The sequence below is a fragment of the Pantoea sp. GW821-FHT03E06 genome (genome assembly GCF_059420725.1).
In genome coordinates this window covers 2,366,214-2,384,164 of the sequence record NZ_JBWKUG010000001.1, presented here as the reverse complement: position 1 = coordinate 2,384,164, position 17,951 = coordinate 2,366,214, and the positions used below count along the sequence as shown (strand labels likewise).

The following is a 17,951-nucleotide window of genomic DNA, read 5'->3' as shown; positions in this document are numbered from 1 at the left end:
ATGTCTCAGTTACCTAATAAGGATTTGCGCGATGAGTAATGTGATTGCTGAAAATGTGAGCTCGCCAGCCAGCCCAAAGAGTATTTCTCTTAATGAACGAGCCTATCTGGCTTTTAAACACCGCTTGATCACCCTGCGGTACAAGCCCGGGGACTATCTCAACATCGCGCAGGTAATGGATGATCTTGAGATGGGCAGAACACCTATCAATCAGGCCGTGCACAGGCTGGAAACCGAAGGTTTATTGCAGATCATTCCGCGTAAGGGTGTGATGGTGTCGCCGCTGTCAATGGATGATGCGCTGGAGTTAATAGAAGTGCGGCTGGTTAATGAAGCGCTGTGCCTACGTCTGGCGACGCAGCGCGTCAACGCTGCGCAGATTACCTATTTACGGGAAATTAACCAGCGCATTGCCCGCGCCAGTGAATTACACGATCGGGAACAGATGATGCTGCTTGACCGCGAGTTCCATCAGGTGCTGGCGGATATTGCAGCCAATAGCCGTCTGGCCGATATCCTGAGCATCATTCATGCTCAGGCACAACGCTTCTGGGCGACGACACTGTCGAGCGCCGCACATATGAATGAAGTTATTGCTGAACATGAGGCAATTATTGCGGCGCTGGAGAAGGGCGATGCCGAGCAGGCGGAAGACGCGGCACGCATTCATATCTACTCTTTCAAACAGGCTCTGCTGAATAACTGAACGGCCTATTATAATGATTGTGTGCCGGCGGCAGTGCTCAACCGTGGGCTGGGCGGGTGAGTGAAAACGCCTATCCAGCCAATAATTAGCAAAATTGTATTATTTCCCTCAGAAAAATCCCTTCTTGTGTCGTATGGATCAAAAAAATAGATTTTTATTTAGGAGAATTCCTAATCGATTTTCTAAAAACCCTCAATGACTTAAGTGAAATTCCAAGAAATTTCCTATAAAAAACAGGAATAAAGCGACAGCGCTGTGCGTTGCTTTACTGATGCGACCTCATATATATTCCCGGCGAAACACACAGGGAAAGTGTGCCTATGCGTGCTTTCCGCGCCATTTTTACAAGGAGTAAATATGAGCAACTCTTATCAGAATGAAATCCCTAAAGCACGTATCAACCTCAAACTTGACCTGCATACCGGCGGCAGTGCGAAAAAAACCGAGCTGCCGCTCAAACTGCTGGTCACCGGTGATTTCAGCAACGGCCAGGAAGATCGTCCGCTGTCTGAGCGCGAAAAAATCAACGTCAATAAGAACAACTTCAACAGCGTGCTGGCCGACATCGCACCTTCCGTTAACCTCATCGTGCCTAACACCTTGGCCGGCGATGGCAGCGAAGAGAACGTGGCGCTTAACTTCCGCGACATGAAGGACTTTGAGCCGGAGCAGGTCGCCCGTCAAATCCCGCAGCTGCGCGCCATGCTGGCAATGCGTAATCTGCTGCGCGACCTCAAATCGAACCTGCTGGATAACGTCACCTTCCGCAAAGAGCTTGAAGCCATCCTGAAAGATCCCGCACTGAGCGACGAACTGCGTAGCGAGCTGTCTGCGCTGGCCACCGATCAAGCCTGATCATCCCCGTAACGGACTATAGAGAGAGAATGCTGATGTCAGTTCAGAATGAAACCCATGCTAATGGCGCAACCACCGTGCTGGATCGCCCGGCGGCAGGTGGCGTATACGCTTCGCTATTTGAAAAAATCAACCTTAATCCGGTCTCCGAGCTGAGCGATCTGAACGTCTGGCAGGACAGCCAGGCGATGTCAGATGCCACCGCTGACGAGCGCGTCACCGCTGCGATGCAGGTGTTTCTGACGCGCTTAAAAATCAGCGGCGCAAAAGTCGAGAAGCTGGATAAAAACCTGCTGGATCATCATATCGCCGAGCTTGATCGCCAGATCAGCCGCCAGCTGGATGCGGTGATGCATCACGACGAATTCCAGAAGGTAGAATCTGCGTGGCGCGGCCTGAAATCGCTGGTGGATAAAACCGACTTCCGGCAGAACGTGAAAATTGAAGTGCTCGACGTGTCGAAAGATGACCTGCGTCAGGACTTTGAAGATGCGCCGGAAATCATCCAGAGCGGCCTTTATCTGCAAACGTATGTGGCTGAATACGACACGCCGGGCGGCGAGCCGATTGGCGCGGTGATTTCTGCCTATGAGTTTGATGCTTCCGCACAGGACGTGGCGCTGCTGCGTAACCTGTCGAAAGTCGCTGCTTCGGCGCACATGCCGTTTATCGGTTCGGTTGGCCCGCAGTTCTTCCTGAAAGATTCGATGGAAGAGGTGGCGGCCATAAAAGATATCGGCAACTACTTTGACCGCGCCGAATACATCAAGTGGAAATCATTCCGTGACACCGACGACGCGCGCTATATCGGGCTGACCATGCCGCGTGTGCTCGGTCGCCTGCCGTACGGCCCGGACACCGTGCCGGTGCGCAGCTTCAATTATGTGGAAGAGGTGAAAGGTCCGGACCACGACAAATACCTGTGGACCAACGCTTCGTTCGCTTTCGCCGCCAATATGGTGCAGAGCTTCATCAGCAACGGCTGGTGCGTACAAATCCGCGGTCCGCAGGCGGGTGGGGCAGTCCAGGATCTGCCGATCCATCTGTACGATCTCGGCACCGGCAACCAGGTGAAAATCCCGTCTGAAGTCATGATCCCGGAAACGCGCGAGTTTGAGTTCGCCAATCTCGGCTTTATCCCACTCTCTTACTACAAGAACCGCGACTACGCCTGCTTCTTCTCGGCCAATTCGACGCAGAAACCGGCGATCTACGATACCGCCGATGCCACCGCCAACAGCCGCATCAATGCGCGTTTGCCTTATATCTTCCTGCTGTCGCGCATCGCGCACTATCTGAAGCTGATCCAGCGCGAAAACATCGGCACTACCAAAGATCGCCGCTTGCTAGAACTGGAGCTGAACACTTGGGTGCGCACGCTGGTCACCGAGATGACCGATCCGGGCGACGAGCTGCAGTCTTCACATCCGCTGCGCGATGCGAAAGTGCTGGTGGAAGATATCGAAGACAATCCGGGCTTCTTCCGCGTCAAGCTGTTCGCCATCCCGCACTTCCAGGTGGAAGGCATGGACGTGAACCTGTCGCTGGTGTCGCAGATGCCGAAAGCGAAAGCGTAAGGGCGGAGATCAGGGATGAAAACAGAGCAACCACTTTGGGGCCGGGGCACTATGATCTCGCCTCAGCACTTTCAGCAGCAGTCTGCCTGGCAGGCGTGGCAGAGCGAATGCATCGCGCGTATGGGCCTTAATCAACCCTGGGGCGTGCTGCAGGCGGAGTTTGAGCCAGAGGCGCTGAAACTCGGGCGTCTGCAGCCGCGCCATCTGCACCTGCGATTCAGCGATGGCACGTTGGTGGATACACAAAACGCCGATCCGCTTCCCCCCACGCTAACGCTTGAGGCGGAGCAGAAGGAAGTGACGGTTGTTCTGGCGCTGCCGCAGCTCTACGCCAGCGGCGGCAATTGCCTGCAGGAAAGCGACGTGGCTGAACGCCCGGTGCGTTTTCGCCAGCGTTGGCGTGATGTTCGCAATCTGTTCGGGGATGACATCCGGCAGGTGGCGGTATTGCAACCCGAGTTGACGCTGCGTTATGCGCATCAGGACAACAGCGACTGGCTGACCTGCCCGGTGGCTCGCCTGCAGCAAGATGCGCAGGGTGGCTGGATGCTGGACGATAAATTCCTACCGCCGCTGCTGATGATGAAGTCGAGTCCATGGCTTATCACCGCGTTGGATCTACTCATAACACAACTAGATGCACGGCTGGCACGCTTGATGGCGATGCGCCGCGAAAGCAATCAACGTATGGCCGATTTTGCCGTTGCTGATGTGTCATTGTTTTGGCTGTTGAATGCGCTTAACAGCGCTGAACCGGTGCTGGCCGATTTTGTGCGTCATCCGCAAAGTCCGCCGGAGCGGCTCTATCCTGAGCTGGCAAGACTGGCGGGCAGCCTGCTGACATTTTCGCTGGAGCATCAGGTCAGTGCCATTCCTGCTTACCGGCATGACAACCTGAACGACGTTTTTCCGCCGTTGTTCAGCTTGCTAGGTACGCTGCTCGAAGCCAGCCTGCCGTCGCGCATGGTGGTGATTGAAATGACCCACGATCGTCGGCTGCGTCAGTGGCATGCGCGCCTGAACGATCCCCGCCTGCGCGAAGAAGCCGATTTCTATCTTTCCGTACGTTCTCCACTGCCGGTGGTCCAGCTGCAAGAGCAATTCCCGCGCCAGTGTAAAGCGGGTAGCCCTGATGACGTCATCGCGCTGGTCAATAGCTCGCAGCTGGGTATCCCTCTAAAACCGCTCAGCCACGTTCCGGCTGCTATTCCGCTGCGTCTGGAGAATCAGTATTTCTCACTGGATCTGTCTCACCCGGCGGCACGAGCAATGCTGGAGAGCGGTAGCTGCATGTTTTACGTCCCCGGCACGCTGGGTGACCCGGAACTGGAACTCTTTGCGGTGCTGAGATCATGAGTACACCCTCACAAACCATCGACATTGATGCGCTGCTGCAAAATACCTGGCTGCAGGTAATCAGCCTACGGCACGGGCCAGAATTTACTGAAGACGGAGGACTGACCCTTTGGCAACGCTGCGTCGCAGATGCCGAGCATGTGCAACGTGTGCTACGGGAAGCGGGTGTGAGTCGCGAGGGTTGTCATGACATTCTTCTGGCTCAGTGCGCGCTGCTGGATGAAGCGGTAAAAGGGCGCGGGGTGCAGGATGATGCTTGCTTACAGTGGTATCACATGCCGCTGCAGGGGCACTTTCTACAGACCATGGACGCGGGCGAAACCCTGTGCGATCGCATGCAGCAGGTGCTGGCCCAGCCCGAAGCGGATCCGCTAGTGCTGACCTGCTTTCATCGCGTGATGCTGCTGGGCTTTCTGGGTGGTTATGCCTCTGCAGATGCGCCCGCCCGTCAGCAGTTGATGACAGCGCTGGCTAAACGCGTGCCTCCCTTCACGCGCCCAGCAGATGCGCCTTTGCTGTCGTTGGCACACGGTGGGCTGAGCATGGGCTGGTTAAGCCTTTGGCCAGTGCGAATTGGACTGACAGCACTGCTGCTGGCGGCACTGTGGTGGGGCCTAAACCACTGGCTGGATCACCTGATCACAACGCTGTTGCCTGGAGTGAAAGGATGACGCCGTTGCTTCAGCGCTTACTGGCGCTCTGGATATGGCTGCTCGCCGCCGTGTTGTGCCTGCTGTTTCTACCGGTGGCACGCAGCTCCGCCATTCTGCTTTTGCTGACCATTACGCTGATTATCGGCACAGTGATGTTAAAGCTTTCAAGACGCCGCATAAAAGCAACCGGCCAGTTATGGAGTGATTTACCCGCTGCGACTTACCGGCATCCGGTGGTGCTGTGCTGCGGCGATCATGGTCTGTCTGAAGCGGAGCCAGTACGTCTTTTGCCGCAGGGTTGCTTTATTCGCGTAGTAGATAGCAGCGAACTGCAGCACAACGTGCGTCAATTATTGCAGATGCGTCCCGGCTGGGGCTGCCAGATTTCCATCTATATGAGCATCATTCCGCAGCAGCAGCATGACAACGCAGTGCTGGAAAATGAACTCTTTGCCCTCCGCTGGCAAATTGCGCTACTGCGCCGTGAAACCTGCCAGGCACTACCGCTGCTGATTAATGTGGCGGTTGCTGGCGCGATGACCTTGTGTACGGCTCCACTCTGGCAGGTGCAGCTGGCGGAAAGGCGTCCACAAATCTGGCTGGATGATGCCTCACCGCGCGGCTTAGATGAATGGATGCAGGCGGGCGGCGCAACAGCGATGCAGCAGTATATCCTGCTCAACTCACTGGATGCGTGGTTACGCCAGCATGTGCTGCGTGTACTGACAGATTCGCATACCGACGTCGCCTCAGTGAAACCCGGCGCTATCATGATGCAACTGCAACCCGGCACACTGGATGCGGAGCACGATTCGCTGTGGCGTGCATGGCTGCTGCTGCACACCACGATCGCCAGCGCCGGTTCTGCTACTGACGCTGCAACCATTCTTCCGGAGTTTGTCCTTCCGTTGCTGCCGCAAGGCCGTGGCCTGACGCCACGCATGCGTGCACTGCGCATGGCGCTTAATGCATTCGCAGTTTCTACAGCTATCGCCCTGTGTGCGGTTGCCATGAACAATCAATCGTTGATCCAGCGCATCGCGTTTGACCTCGGACATTATTACCGCATCGCCATGACGGACTACGCGCCAAAACTGGCGGCGGTTGAGGTCCTGCGTGATGACGCGAAGCAGCTAGATAAGTATGCACGGCAGGGTGCGCCATTACGGTTTGGGCTAGGCCTTTACCAGGGCAGTTATCTTCACCTGCCCGTATTGCGTGCCATCGGCACCTGGCTGCCAGAACCCAAACCCATACCTGCGCCCAAACCTCAACCCACGCTGGTAAGACTGAATGCCATGTCGCTGTTTGATTCGGGCAAATCCGTCCTGAAAACGGGCTCAACCAAAGTGTTAGTTAACGCACTGGTTAACGTTAAGGCGAAGCCAGGTTGGTTGATTGTGGTAGCGGGCCATACCGACGACACCGGCAATGTGTTGCTGAACCAAAAACTCTCACTGAAGCGTGCTGACGCAGTCCGCGAATGGATACGTGATACCGGTGATGTGGATGAGAGTTGTTTTGCGGTACAGGGGTTTGGCCAGAGTCGCCCGATGGCGAGCAACGCAACCGCCGAGGGGCGCGCAGCAAACCGGCGCGTTGAGATCAGTCTCGTGCCTCAAGCTGACGCTTGTCAGGCACCGGGCGCTTTCCCTCCGTCATCACAGGATGGTGACGGTAATCATGAAGAAAAGGAGTAACACATGGCAATTCCCGTTTATCTGTGGCTGAAGGACGATGGCGGTGCGGACATTAAAGGATCGGTGGATGTACAGGACCGTGAAGGCAGCATCGAAGTGGTGGCGCAGGAACACAACCTGTACATCCCGACCGACAATAACACCGGCAAGCTGACCGGCACGCGTATTCATACGCCGTTCCTGCTTACCAAGGAGATCGACTCGTCCAGCCCGTATCTCTATAAAGCGGTAACCACCGGGCAGACGCTTAAATCGGCCGAGTTCAAATGGTATCGCATTAGTGACGCAGGCCAGGAGGTCGAGTACTTCAACACCAAGTTGGAAAACGTAAAGGTGGTGAAGGTCAATCCGTTGATGCACGACGTTAAAGACCCGTCAAAAGAGAAGCACAACCATCTTGAGCAGATTGAGTTGCGCTACGAAAAAATCACCTGGACCTACAAAGACGGCAACATTATTCATTCCGATTCATGGAATGAGAGAGCGACAGCATAACGGCTGTAGGGGCGGTCCCAGCGGACCGTCCATCTCGTAGGGTCGCCATTCATGGCGACCAAAACGCGTACCGCTCTAGATGCCTGGTGATTCCATCTTCGACGGGTGAAATCACTAGTCATTTCCACATCAGACCTACTGACCTTATGCGCTTTGGTACATAGCGACGGGCGGTAGCGTGCCCCAATCAGGAGAACTTTACTATGGATAGTCAGTCAGCCGCACTGCTGCGTCGCCTTAACCCGTTTTGCGCGCAGGCGCTGGAAGCCGCTGCCTCGCTGTGTCAGACCCGCGCGCATGCGGAAATTCAGCCGGAACACTGGCTGCTCAAGCTGCTGGAACAGGGCGAAGGCGACATCACCGTGATTGCGCGCCGCTATGAGTGGGATATGGATGCCATCTGGCAGGATTTGCTGGCATTTCTCGATCGTCAGCCGCGTGCGGTACGTGGTCGCCCGCAGCTTTCCTCGGCACTGGAAGCTTTATTGAAACAGGCGTGGCTGATGGCCTCGACTTCAGATAACGCCCCACAAATCCGCAGCGTGCATCTGTTGATGGCGCTGGCCGAACAGCCGTCGCTGGTGCGCTGTGAAGGGCTGTGGCCGCTGCTGAGTCTGCGCATAAGCCAGCTGGAGCGCCTACAGCCGATGCTGGACGCGCAGTCCGATGAGCGTGCAGAAGCGGAGCAGCCGGAAATGCCGGTCAGCACGTTCGAACAACCCTCCGCAGCAGGCCCGAACAAAACCCCATCTGCCGAAGCGCTTGCGCGCTTCACCCGCGACGTCACCGCTGATGCGCGTAATGGCAAAATCGACCCCGTATTTGGCCGCGACAACGAAGTTCGCCAGATGATTGATATCCTGTCGCGCCGCCGCAAGAACAACCCGATTCTGGTCGGCGAGCCGGGCGTGGGTAAAACCGCGTTGGTGGAAGGGCTGGCGCTGCGCATCGCTGAAGGCAACGTACCGGACAGCCTCAAACTTGTGAGGGTGCATACATTGGATCTCGGCATGCTGCAGGCGGGTGCGGGCGTGAAGGGCGAGTTTGAGCAGCGCCTGAAAAACATCATCACCGAGGTACAGAATGCGTCGCAGCCGGTGCTGTTATTTATCGACGAAGCGCACACCATTATCGGCGCGGGCAACCAAGCGGGCGGCGCCGATGCGGCCAACCTGCTGAAACCAGCGCTGGCGCGCGGCGAATTGCGCACCATTGCGGCCACCACGTGGAGTGAATACAAGCAGTACTTCGAGAAGGACGCCGCGCTGGAGCGCCGCTTCCAGATGGTCAAGGTTGACGAGCCGGACGACGACACCGCGTGCCTGATGCTGCGTGGCCTTAAGTCACGCTACGCTGAGCACCACGGCGTGCATATCACCGACGCAGCGGTACGCGCCGCCGTCACGCTGTCGCGCCGCTACTTAACCGGTCGCCAGCTGCCCGACAAGGCGGTTGACCTGCTTGATACCGCTGCTGCGCGCGTGCGCATGAATCAGGACACGGTGCCGGAGGTGATTATTCGTTTGAGAGCGAAGCTTGACGGGCTGAACATTGAGCAGCGCGCCATTCTCGACGATGAAGCGCTCGGCAGCGCTATCCCGCTCGAGCGTCTGGCTGAAATTGAAAGCCAGATAGCAATAATTGATGAAGAACTTGAGACACTTGAGCAGCGCTATGCAAAGGTGCAGTCGCTGATGCAGCAGCTGCTGGCTGGCCGCAAAGCTGGGACACAGCATGGCAATATCGCCCAACTCCAGACTGAACTTGATGCTTTGCAGCCCGGCGAGCCACTGCTCACCGCCGACGTTGATGCGCGCATCGTCGCGAGCGTAATTGCCGACTGGACAGGCGTGCCGCTCTCTTCGCTGACGAAGGATGAGCAGGCCGAACTCCTGGCGCTGGAAAGTCAGCTCGCGACGCGTGTGGTCGGTCAGGATGCCGCGCTAAACGCCATCGCCCAGCGCCTGCGCGCTGCTAAAACCGGGCTTACCTCAGAAAATGGCCCGCAGGGCGTGTTCCTGCTGGTGGGCAGCAGCGGCACCGGCAAAACCGAAACCGCGCTGGCGCTGGCGGATTTGCTGTACGGCGGCGAGAAGTCGTTAATCACCATCAACCTCAGCGAATACCAGGAAGCGCACACCGTTAGCCAGCTCAAAGGCTCACCGCCGGGCTACGTTGGCTACGGCCAGGGCGGCGTCCTTACCGAAGCGGTGCGTAAGCGTCCGTACAGCGTTGTGCTGCTCGACGAAGTGGAAAAAGCGCACCGCGACGTGATCAATCTGTTCTATCAGGTATTTGATCGCGGATTTATGCGCGACGGCGAAGGACGTGAGATCGACTTCCGCAATACCGTAATCCTGATGACCTCAAACCTTGGCAGCGACCCGCTGATGCAGCTGCTGGACGAAAACCCGCAAGCCACCGAATCCGAACTTCAGGAGTGCCTGCGCCCACTCCTGCGCGACCATTTTCAGCCCGCGCTACTGGCCCGCTTCCAGACGGTGATTTATCGCCCGCTGGCACGCGAAGCCATGCGCGTCATCGTGGAAATGAAGCTGAAGCAGGTGAGCCAGCGTTTGCAACGTCATTACGGCATGCGCACCACCATCGGCGAAGATCTGTTCGACATGCTCACCGATGCGTGCCTGTTGCCGGACACCGGCGCGCGCAACATCGACAGCCTGCTCAATCAGCAGATTTTGCCGGTTATGAGCCAGATGATCCTGCAGCATCGCGCCAGCGGCACCTTAAGAGACAGACTGACGCTGGATACCAGTGAAGAAGGCGATGTGACCTTTACGTTCTGAGTGAACGACGGTTTTCTGTACGCGGCAATAAAAGGATTTCACCATGACAGATAAGGCCATTATCACCTTCAGCCACAGTCATCACCAGCTGAAGGTCAAAGACGCCTCATTCCCGCTGGACGTGCTCAGCTTTGAAGGCACGGAGACGCTGAGCGCGCCGTTCAGCTGGAACATCATCTTCACCAGCACTGACAAGCACATCAGCCGCGAAGCGATGCTACGGAAACCGGCGTCGCTGACGTTGTTGCCATCCCCGCAGATCCTTAGCGAGCTGCTGCACAAAGCCGGGCCGCTGCGCGTGGTGCAGGGCGTGCTCACTGGCTTTGATATGCTTGGCGTGTCGGCGGACGAAGCACGCTACGCCATCACGCTGCAGCCGCGCCTGGCGCTGCTGGCGCGTACCCGGCAGAACGCCATCTGGCAGGACATGTCGGTGCCGCAGATTGCCGAAGCCATCCTGCGCGAGCGCCACGGCATGCGCGGGCAGGATTTTGTATTTAACCTCAGCCGCGACTACCCGAAGCGCGAGCAGGTGATGCAGTTTGACGAGGATGACCTGCGCTTCGTCTCGCGCCTGCTGGCGGAGGTCGGCATCTGGTTCCGCTTCACCACCGACACGCGTCTCAACATCGACGTGGTTGAATTCTATGACGGCCCGCAGGGCTACGTGACCGGCCTGACGCTGCCCGCCGTGCCGCCATCCGGTCTGCACGACAGTGGCGTGGAGTCGGTTTGGGCGATGGAAAGCCGCTTTCGCGTGGTGGAGAAAACCGTCAGCACCCGCGATTACAACTATCGCGACGCCACCGCCGACATGAATGCGCAGGCCGATGTCACCGGCGGCGACGACACCACTTACGGCGAGGCTTATCACTGGGCGGATAACTATCTGCAGGCGGGCGAGGTTTACAGCGCAACGCCTGCAACCGAAAGCGGCGCGTTCTACGCCCGGCTGCGCCACGAGCGCTACCTCAACCGGCAGACGCAGCTGAGCGCCAAATCCAGTTGTGCCTCGCTGATGCCGGGCGTAGTGGTGCGCGCCAGCGGCAGCAACGCGGCGGAGATGTTTCGCAGCGGCGTGGTTATCACCTCGCTGGTCTGCCGCGCGGCGCGCGACAGCAGCATGGAAACATTGTTTCAGGGCATCCCGGCGGAAGGCCGCTACAGCTACCGTCCGGAACCCGCACCGCGCCCGGTGATGGCGGGCACCTTACCGGCGCGCATCACCAGCACCACCACCAACGACACTTATGGGCACATTGACCGCGACGGGCGCTATCGCGTCAGCATGCTGTTTGACCGGGCTGGCTGGGAGAGCGGCTTCGAAAGCCTGTGGGTGCGGCAGGCGCGTCCGTTCGCCGGCGACACCTACGGCCTGCATCTGCCGCTGCTGGCGGGTACCGAGGTGGCGATAGGCTTTGAGCACGGCAACCCTGATCGTCCATACATTGCCGGCGTGCTGCATGATTCGTCACGCGCAGACCACGTCACCATCCGCAATTACAAACGCAATGTGCTGCGCACGCCCGCCAACAACAAGCTGCGCCTCGACGACACGCGTGGCCAGGAGCACATCAAGCTCAGCACCGAGTATGGCGGCAAGAGCCAGCTGAATCTCGGGCATCTGGTCGACGGTGAGCGCCAGCCGCGCGGCGAAGGTTTTGAGCTGCGCACCGACAGCTGGGGCGCCATCCGCGCCAGCAAAGGGCTGTTTATCAGCGCCGACGGGCAGACGGCGGCGCAGGGAAATGCGCTGGAGATGAAGCAACCAATCAGCCTGATGAAAGGGGCGGTCAATCAGCTCACTGAGTGGGGAAGTGTTACTCAGACACACCGGAGTTTTTCGCCAGACATAGAGACACTGAAGTCCCTACATAAAAATGCAGATGAACTGAAAGGATCAGCGATGCTGATCAGCGCGCCAGAAGGGATCGGTGCAGTAACGCCGGAAGGGATGTTGCTTAACAGCGGTAAAGGCCTGTATTTACAGAGTCTTGGCGAAGTGAATCTCGCCAGTGCACAGCGACTGTCAGCGAATGCATCGAAGGCAATATCGCTGCTTGCCCAGCAGGAGGGCATGCGTCTGGTCTCTGCAAAAGGCCCGCTTCAGGTGGAGTCACATGCCGACACGCTATCTTTGACATCCCTTAAAGATGTCACGGTGCAATCCACGCAAGGTCACCTGCAGCTCACGGCGAAAAATGGCATTACGATTGCCAGCGGTGGCGCATATATTCGCCTTTCACCTGACGGTGAAATTGAAATTCATGGGCCGGGATTAATCAGTCTTAAAGGCCAACATGATTTCAAGGGCCCTCAAAGCCAGGAGTTTCCATTACCTGAATTACCTTCATCGGTTTGTAAGGAGTGTTTAAAACGCGCCCAGGAATTGGCACAAGGATTCGTCCCGAGGAAATAAATACCAATATCACTATTTTAAGGCGAAATATATGGTGAATGAATGGATTTCACAATTGGAAAATCAATGCAAAAAACTCGGAGGGAAACACCTTCACCTGATTATCGACCAATCGGGTCTGAAGTATTCAGTTATTCCTGTCTGTAAGGTTTTGTCCATAGAATGGCAATCACTATTTCAGGGACTTCCTGAAGAAATTGCTGAAAGTGAAGCACCTTTATTGTTGCGTATCGATTTAGATGATCCGCAACAGCGTCAGTGGCTTGATGAAATTTGCATGGAAGATTCAAACCGTAGTGTGTTACTGGCGCTGTGCTCAATCTGGCCAATAGATTTACTGGCCAAATGGTTGCAGAATTGTACCGATGGCCGACATGAAGGGCGCCCAGGGATTCTCCGCTTTTATGATCCACGATTATTTCCTCTTCTAACAGCTGATTTATTAAATGAAGAACAGAAATCACAAATTCATAGACCCGTTGTGTTTTGGAGCTGGATAGACAGAGATGGTGTTGCACAGTTGATAGCGGGTAATGGTGCCGCACCTTTAAGTGGTGAAAAAATGTCACATATTGATCTCAGCGATCGTCAGCTGGATTATCTAATGTGCGTTTGTGATGTAAATATTATGCTGAACTATCAACAAAGCGTCATCCCCGAACATCTGTCACAGGAAACGTTGTTTCAGATTTGTTATAAAGCGATGTGCGAGGCCTCAGATAAAGATTTAATTATGGATGAAGATCGCGAGCGTTGGGTTGAAGGAAAGTTGGCTGAAGTAATCGTCGGCTAACTAATCGCAAGGAAGGAATGAAACAAATGATACTATTTTTCTTTAATTTAATTGCGATAACTATATCAGTCTTCATTTTGCTACCAAACGCTCAAGCTGTAGGTGGCGTGATTAAAGCTATTAATCATACTCACTGGGCAATTAATCATTTCAGTGTTAATGGCCAGTCTGGAATAGATACAATAGGTCCATATCAGGGTGGCGGCGGCGGTTGTTGCTTTGGAGTGCCAGCTAAATGGCAATCGGGAATGAAGGTCGAAATTGAATGGGAAACAGGAGTTGGAGAAATGGATGGTTTTCCGGGATTTGAAAATTGGGATAAATACCAGACTTGGAAAAAGAAAATACAGGAACTAAATCGCCAGCATAAGAAGACAGTTTCTCTCCCAGATTATAATAATGAGGATAATTGCGGAATTACTGTCCATTTTCTTCCCTGTGATGAAGTTAAAGTAACCACCAGTTGCTTGTCACCACGCAACGAAAATTATCCGATTAAAGAGCCTTTACGTATGAAGGAGCCAGCCGTATGTCCAAAGTAATGAAAAATTTTCGCTTCTGTATATTACTTTCTCTCACTTATTTATTGTCCGCCTGTGCTCAGGAAAATGCTAATGCGGCCAGCGGTGGTTCCGGGGTGATTAAAGCTATCAACCATACACACTGGGCAATTAATCATTTCAGTGTTAATGACCAGTCAGGAATAGATACTATCGGTCCATATCAGGGCGGCGGCGGCGGTTGTTGCTTTGGGGTGCCAGCTAAATGGCAACCGGGAATGACAGTTAAAATTGAATGGGAAAGTGGTGAAGCATCTACTAAAGGATTTCCTGGATTTTCTGACCGAGAAAAATACAATGCGTGGCTAAAAAAAATGAAAGCTAATGACCGAGAACATACGAAAATCGTTCTATTACCAGACTATAACGGGCAGGATACATGTGGAATTACTGTTCATTTTCTTCCCTGTGATGATGTTAAAGTCACAACCAGTTGCTGGTCCCCGCGTAATGCTAACTATCCTATCAAAGAGCCTTTAAGGATGAAGGAGCCAGCCGTATGTCCAAAGTAATGAAAAATTTTCGCTTTTTTATATTACTCTCTCTAACTTATTTATTATCAGCCTGCTCTCAGGAAAATGCTAATGCGGCCAGCGGTGGTTCCGGGGTGATTAAAGCTATCAACCATACACATTGGGCTATTAATCATTTCAGTGTTGATGGCCAGTCCGGAATAGACTCAATTGGCCCTTATCAAGGGGGCGGTGGTGGTTGTTGTTTTGGTGTGCCGGCTAAATGGCGGCCGGGAATGATGGTTAAAATTGAATGGGAAACAGGTGTTAGCTCATCAGATGATTTTCCAGGTTTTGCCGATTGGGAAAAGTATTTAGCCTGGACTAAGAAAAACCACGAGCAGAAGAGACAGCACAGTAAGATAGTATTACTTCCGGATTATAACGGACAGGATACTTGCGGGATTACTGTTCATTTTCTTTCTTGTGATGGAATTAAGGTCACCACCAGCTGTTGGTCTCCGCGTAATGCTAACTATCCGATTAAAGAGCCTTTACGGATGAAGGAGCCAGCCGTATGTCCAAAGTGATGAAAAATTTTCGCTTCTGTTTATTATTCTCTCTCACTTGTTTATTGTCCGCCTGTGCTCAGGAAAATGCTAATGCGGCCAGCGGTGGTTCCGGGGTGATTAAAGCTATCAACCATACGCATTGGGCAATTAATCAATTTAGTGTTGATGGCGAGTCCGGCATAGACTCTATTGGCCCTTATCAAGGGGGCGGCGGCGGTTGTTGCTTTGGGGTGCCAGCTAAATGGCAACCGGGAATGACAGTTAAGATTGATTGGGAAACAGGAGTAGGTTCTTCTGATGACTTTCCTGGATTTGCTAACAGAGATAAATACGAAGCTTGGAAAAAGAAAAATCATGAGCAGAAAAAGGGTCATAGTAGGAAAGTTTTCATCCCTGATTATAATGGTGAGGAAACTTGCGGCATAACCGTGCATTTTCTTCCCTGTGATGAAGTTAAAGTAACCACCAGTTGCTGGTCACCACGGAATGTTAACTATCCGATTAAAGAGCCTTTGAGGATGAAGGAGCCTGCCGTATGTCCAAAGTAATTGAAAGAGATTTAGTCTGGTATCCGCCATCTTTTCCTCCTCAAGGACGTTTACCGGATTCCGCGGCGTTAGTTGGATTAAATTGCAAAAAACAAGACAGTGAGGCACTTGAATATCGCCAGGCTCTGTGTGTGGCTGCTGGGCAGCGAGTAGAACCGCCATGTTGCAAAACGTTACATATCAGCATATTTTTTGATGGAACGGGTAATAACCTGAATAACGATTTATATTTGTCTAATCCAAAACACCCAACGAATATTGCGCGCTTATTTCGCGCTACCATTGGCAGTGGCTATGCAGGTGGTGTTGGACGCGATAACGGCGAACTATTTGATATTAACGATACCGGAGCTGATAAGTATTTCAAATTTTATCTACCCGGCGTCGGTACACCATTTCCGGAAATAAACGATCTTGATTACAGTATTATAGGGCTGGCACTAGCGCATATGGGTGAAGAACGTATTAACTGGGCGCTGTTACGCATTATTGATGTGCTGAATTTTGTTCTGAAAGAAAAGTGGATGAGCAATGCTGAAGTTCGCAAGGCTGTTAAGAACATGGGAACAACCTGGGCGCGGCTTGGATATGGCGGCAGTCATAATCGCTATGAAGAATTCACGAGGCAGCTGAGCTCACTCAAGTCTCTGTTGAAACCCGCGCTTGATCAACCCGAGCCAGGAAAACCAAAACTGTTGGGTATCAAGCTGTATGTTTATGGCTTCTCGCGCGGTGCGGCAACTGCTCGTGCTTTTGTTCGTTGGCTCTGTGAGCTGCTCCCACCGCCAGAAGTGGAAAATACGAAACCGGAGCAATGCTTAACTATTGATGAACTGAAAATTCCGATCAGTGTTGAATTCCTGGGATTGCTTGATACAGTCGCTTCAGTGGGAGTTGCCCATATTGCTCCATTAGCGGAAGGCCATATGGCGTGGGCCGATGACACCATGGAATTGCCTGACGAAGTCACTTATGGTGGTTTGATTAAACGTTGCGCTCATTTGGTTTCATCCCATGAACAACGGCTATGCTTTCCTCTGGATTCTATTCGCAGGGGCAATGGAAAATATCCAGAGAACAGTATTGAGGTGGTTTACCCCGGCATGCACTCAGATGTTGGTGGGGGATATCCTCCAGGAGATCAAGGTAAATCAGTTGCATCTCATGATGGTTTTTTACTCTCTCAGATTATTTTAAATGATATATATGCTGAAGCTTTTGAGGCTGGAGCTCCATTAAAAATACCTGAGGAGTCATTACCAAACACATTAGATAAAGATAACTGGAGGAAAATGTCTCTTGATATTATTCAGCTCTTTGATGTTGATTCTTTATTAATCAGTCGATTCAACGCTTGGCGAGAATTCACCCTCAACCAATCCACCCCCAAAAAATTCAACTCTCAAGAAGCAATAGATTACAAACCTGTACGAGCAACAGCGTCGTTAGAAGCGGTGATTGAAGATCAAATGGCATGGATCACCGGCTGGCGTATTGGGCGATATGCGCATGAAACTCTGATTAATGCACGTTTTTATGAGCAAGCGACTAATAGTGACAATGACCCTAAACAGTATCAGATTTCTAAGAAAAATAGAGAGGATAAGCAGGGGAAAATAGAATCCAAAAGAATCTTGGAAAAATATAAGTATTCAAAAGAAGAGCTGAAAGATATCGTTATGCCTGCTGGCGTTAAGGATTTCGACCCGGATATTGCAAAGCGACAACTGTGGGAAGCCGCACGTGAATTTCGTGAAGATTATCAAGGTAAGTTTCGTTCGCAGAATGGTGTTGTTCAGGTCGTTATAGATAATCTGGTTGGTCGAACGATTTTTCGCATCAATACCGATGATGAAGTGGCAGAGTTTAAAAAAATGAGAACGGAAGGCGATGTAATGTATAAGTTGCTTTTTCCATTCTCAGATGAATCCCGTAATGCTACTAACCCGTCCGGATTGGTCAGATCGCTATTCGATGATCAGGTACATGATTCGCGCGCCTGGTTTTTGTATTCCGCATTAGGTACACGTGAACCCTGGGGTGGATATTTCCGTTACCGAATGATCTATTTCGGCAATAAAAGTAATAAGTCATTATCACCATTGGTGATTGCCGGCGATGTTGTTGGCGCGGTATCACCTGTGGCGGGTGTTATTATCAGTTTAAAGCAGAAACAAGATATCAAAAAGGTCTCTGGGCTTGCAGCAACAGCTGGCCTTGAAGCATTCGATATCGAAATGCGCGATGTGCAGACCAATGAGCTTATCCCCATGCTGCCGGATGCGGCACAACAACAGCAATTCACTGATGAACCTGGAGCAGTGGTTGCAAACTATAAAGCTGTCGCCGATGAGCACAACTTAATGATGGCTAAGAATTCGATTCTTTCGGATTGGTCGAATAAAGAGAAAACTCTATCTGCATAATTTATTTTTCGAAAAAATAGCTGGAAATAAAA

Annotated in this window: 15 protein-coding genes; all 15 read left to right on the top strand. The window is 53.1% G+C overall.

Annotated features, from left to right (window positions below; translation table 11 throughout):
* Positions 1-31: 31 nt before the first annotated feature.
* The 15 genes from AC07WB_RS11110 to AC07WB_RS11040 all read left to right on the top strand — a co-directional run bounded on the left by AC07WB_RS11110 (position 32) and on the right by AC07WB_RS11040 (position 17,919).
* Positions 32-706 carry a GntR family transcriptional regulator gene (locus AC07WB_RS11110; RefSeq protein WP_345829354.1) on the top strand — a complete coding sequence of 225 codons (675 nt, stop codon included), beginning with the start codon at positions 32-34 and terminating at the stop codon, positions 704-706.
* Between the two features lie 357 nt (positions 707-1,063).
* Entirely contained in the window at positions 1,064-1,561 is a 498-nt protein-coding gene (gene tssB / locus AC07WB_RS11105) for a type VI secretion system contractile sheath small subunit (protein ID WP_345829355.1), read from the top strand.
* Positions 1,562-1,590: 29 nt separating this feature from the next.
* A complete protein-coding gene (gene tssC, locus AC07WB_RS11100; protein ID WP_097096999.1) occupies positions 1,591-3,138 on the top strand; it encodes a type VI secretion system contractile sheath large subunit in 1,548 nt (515 codons plus the stop codon).
* Between the two features lie 15 nt (positions 3,139-3,153).
* Positions 3,154-4,494: a type VI secretion system baseplate subunit TssK gene (gene tssK / locus AC07WB_RS11095; protein ID WP_494940499.1), complete on the top strand. Its 1,341-nt coding sequence runs from the start codon at positions 3,154-3,156 to the stop codon at positions 4,492-4,494.
* Entirely contained in the window at positions 4,491-5,165 is a 675-nt protein-coding gene (tssL, locus tag AC07WB_RS11090; RefSeq protein WP_494940498.1) for a type VI secretion system protein TssL, short form, read from the top strand. The genes tssK and tssL overlap by 4 nt, the downstream gene beginning before the upstream one ends.
* On the top strand, positions 5,162-6,847 hold the full coding sequence (locus tag AC07WB_RS11085) for an OmpA family protein (protein WP_494940497.1): 1,686 nt from the start codon (positions 5,162-5,164) through the stop codon (positions 6,845-6,847). Before tssL ends, AC07WB_RS11085 begins: the two co-directional genes overlap by 4 nt.
* Before the next feature lie 3 nt (positions 6,848-6,850).
* Positions 6,851-7,342: a type VI secretion system effector Hcp gene (gene hcp / locus AC07WB_RS11080; RefSeq protein ID WP_097097003.1), complete on the top strand. Its 492-nt coding sequence runs from the start codon at positions 6,851-6,853 to the stop codon at positions 7,340-7,342.
* Between the two features lie 203 nt (positions 7,343-7,545).
* A complete protein-coding gene (tssH, locus tag AC07WB_RS11075; RefSeq protein ID WP_494940496.1) occupies positions 7,546-10,149 on the top strand; it encodes a type VI secretion system ATPase TssH in 2,604 nt (867 codons plus the stop codon).
* A 43-nt stretch (positions 10,150-10,192) separates the two neighbouring features.
* Positions 10,193-12,568: a type VI secretion system Vgr family protein gene (locus AC07WB_RS11070; protein ID WP_494940495.1), complete on the top strand. Its 2,376-nt coding sequence runs from the start codon at positions 10,193-10,195 to the stop codon at positions 12,566-12,568.
* 31 nt (positions 12,569-12,599) lie between these two features.
* Positions 12,600-13,361: a toxin Tle1 chaperone Tla1 gene (gene tla1, locus AC07WB_RS11065; RefSeq protein WP_494940494.1), complete on the top strand. Its 762-nt coding sequence runs from the start codon at positions 12,600-12,602 to the stop codon at positions 13,359-13,361.
* A 26-nt stretch (positions 13,362-13,387) separates the two neighbouring features.
* Positions 13,388-13,903, top strand: coding sequence for a Tli1a family immunity protein (gene tli1a, locus AC07WB_RS11060; protein ID WP_494941066.1), 516 nt, complete (start codon positions 13,388-13,390; stop codon positions 13,901-13,903).
* The gene (gene tli1a, locus AC07WB_RS11055; RefSeq protein ID WP_494941065.1) at positions 13,903-14,433 is read left to right on the top strand and encodes a Tli1a family immunity protein; all 531 of its coding nucleotides are present in this window, start codon (positions 13,903-13,905) and stop codon (positions 14,431-14,433) included. Before tli1a (AC07WB_RS11060) ends, tli1a (AC07WB_RS11055) begins: the two co-directional genes overlap by 1 nt.
* On the top strand, positions 14,433-14,963 hold the full coding sequence (tli1a, locus tag AC07WB_RS11050) for a Tli1a family immunity protein (protein ID WP_494941064.1): 531 nt from the start codon (positions 14,433-14,435) through the stop codon (positions 14,961-14,963). Before tli1a (AC07WB_RS11055) ends, tli1a (AC07WB_RS11050) begins: the two co-directional genes overlap by 1 nt.
* The gene (gene tli1a, locus AC07WB_RS11045) at positions 14,963-15,493 is read left to right on the top strand and encodes a Tli1a family immunity protein (RefSeq protein ID WP_494941063.1); all 531 of its coding nucleotides are present in this window, start codon (positions 14,963-14,965) and stop codon (positions 15,491-15,493) included. The genes tli1a (AC07WB_RS11050) and tli1a (AC07WB_RS11045) overlap by 1 nt, the downstream gene beginning before the upstream one ends.
* Positions 15,481-17,919, top strand: coding sequence for a T6SS phospholipase effector Tle1-like catalytic domain-containing protein (locus AC07WB_RS11040; RefSeq protein ID WP_494940493.1), 2,439 nt, complete (start codon positions 15,481-15,483; stop codon positions 17,917-17,919). Before tli1a (AC07WB_RS11045) ends, AC07WB_RS11040 begins: the two co-directional genes overlap by 13 nt.
* Positions 17,920-17,951: the final 32 nt, after the last annotated feature.

Excerpts from the sequence above, each read along its gene's own strand:
- AC07WB_RS11110 (WP_345829354.1), top strand. The coding sequence starts at position 32 with ATGAGTAATGTGATTGCTGAAAATGTGAGCTCGCCAGCCAGCCCAAAG.
- tssB (WP_345829355.1), top strand. The coding sequence starts at position 1,064 with ATGAGCAACTCTTATCAGAATGAAATCCCTAAAGCACGTATCAACCTC.
- tssC (WP_097096999.1), top strand. The coding sequence starts at position 1,591 with ATGCTGATGTCAGTTCAGAATGAAACCCATGCTAATGGCGCAACCACC.
- tssK (WP_494940499.1), top strand. The coding sequence starts at position 3,154 with ATGAAAACAGAGCAACCACTTTGGGGCCGGGGCACTATGATCTCGCCT.
- tssL (WP_494940498.1), top strand. The coding sequence starts at position 4,491 with ATGAGTACACCCTCACAAACCATCGACATTGATGCGCTGCTGCAAAAT.
- AC07WB_RS11085 (WP_494940497.1), top strand. The coding sequence starts at position 5,162 with ATGACGCCGTTGCTTCAGCGCTTACTGGCGCTCTGGATATGGCTGCTC.
- hcp (WP_097097003.1), top strand. The coding sequence starts at position 6,851 with ATGGCAATTCCCGTTTATCTGTGGCTGAAGGACGATGGCGGTGCGGAC.
- tssH (WP_494940496.1), top strand. The coding sequence starts at position 7,546 with ATGGATAGTCAGTCAGCCGCACTGCTGCGTCGCCTTAACCCGTTTTGC.
- AC07WB_RS11070 (WP_494940495.1), top strand. The coding sequence starts at position 10,193 with ATGACAGATAAGGCCATTATCACCTTCAGCCACAGTCATCACCAGCTG.
- tla1 (WP_494940494.1), top strand. The coding sequence starts at position 12,600 with ATGGTGAATGAATGGATTTCACAATTGGAAAATCAATGCAAAAAACTC.
- tli1a (WP_494941066.1), top strand. The coding sequence starts at position 13,388 with ATGATACTATTTTTCTTTAATTTAATTGCGATAACTATATCAGTCTTC.
- tli1a (WP_494941065.1), top strand. The coding sequence starts at position 13,903 with ATGAAAAATTTTCGCTTCTGTATATTACTTTCTCTCACTTATTTATTG.
- tli1a (WP_494941064.1), top strand. The coding sequence starts at position 14,433 with ATGAAAAATTTTCGCTTTTTTATATTACTCTCTCTAACTTATTTATTA.
- tli1a (WP_494941063.1), top strand. The coding sequence starts at position 14,963 with ATGAAAAATTTTCGCTTCTGTTTATTATTCTCTCTCACTTGTTTATTG.
- AC07WB_RS11040 (WP_494940493.1), top strand. The coding sequence starts at position 15,481 with ATGTCCAAAGTAATTGAAAGAGATTTAGTCTGGTATCCGCCATCTTTT.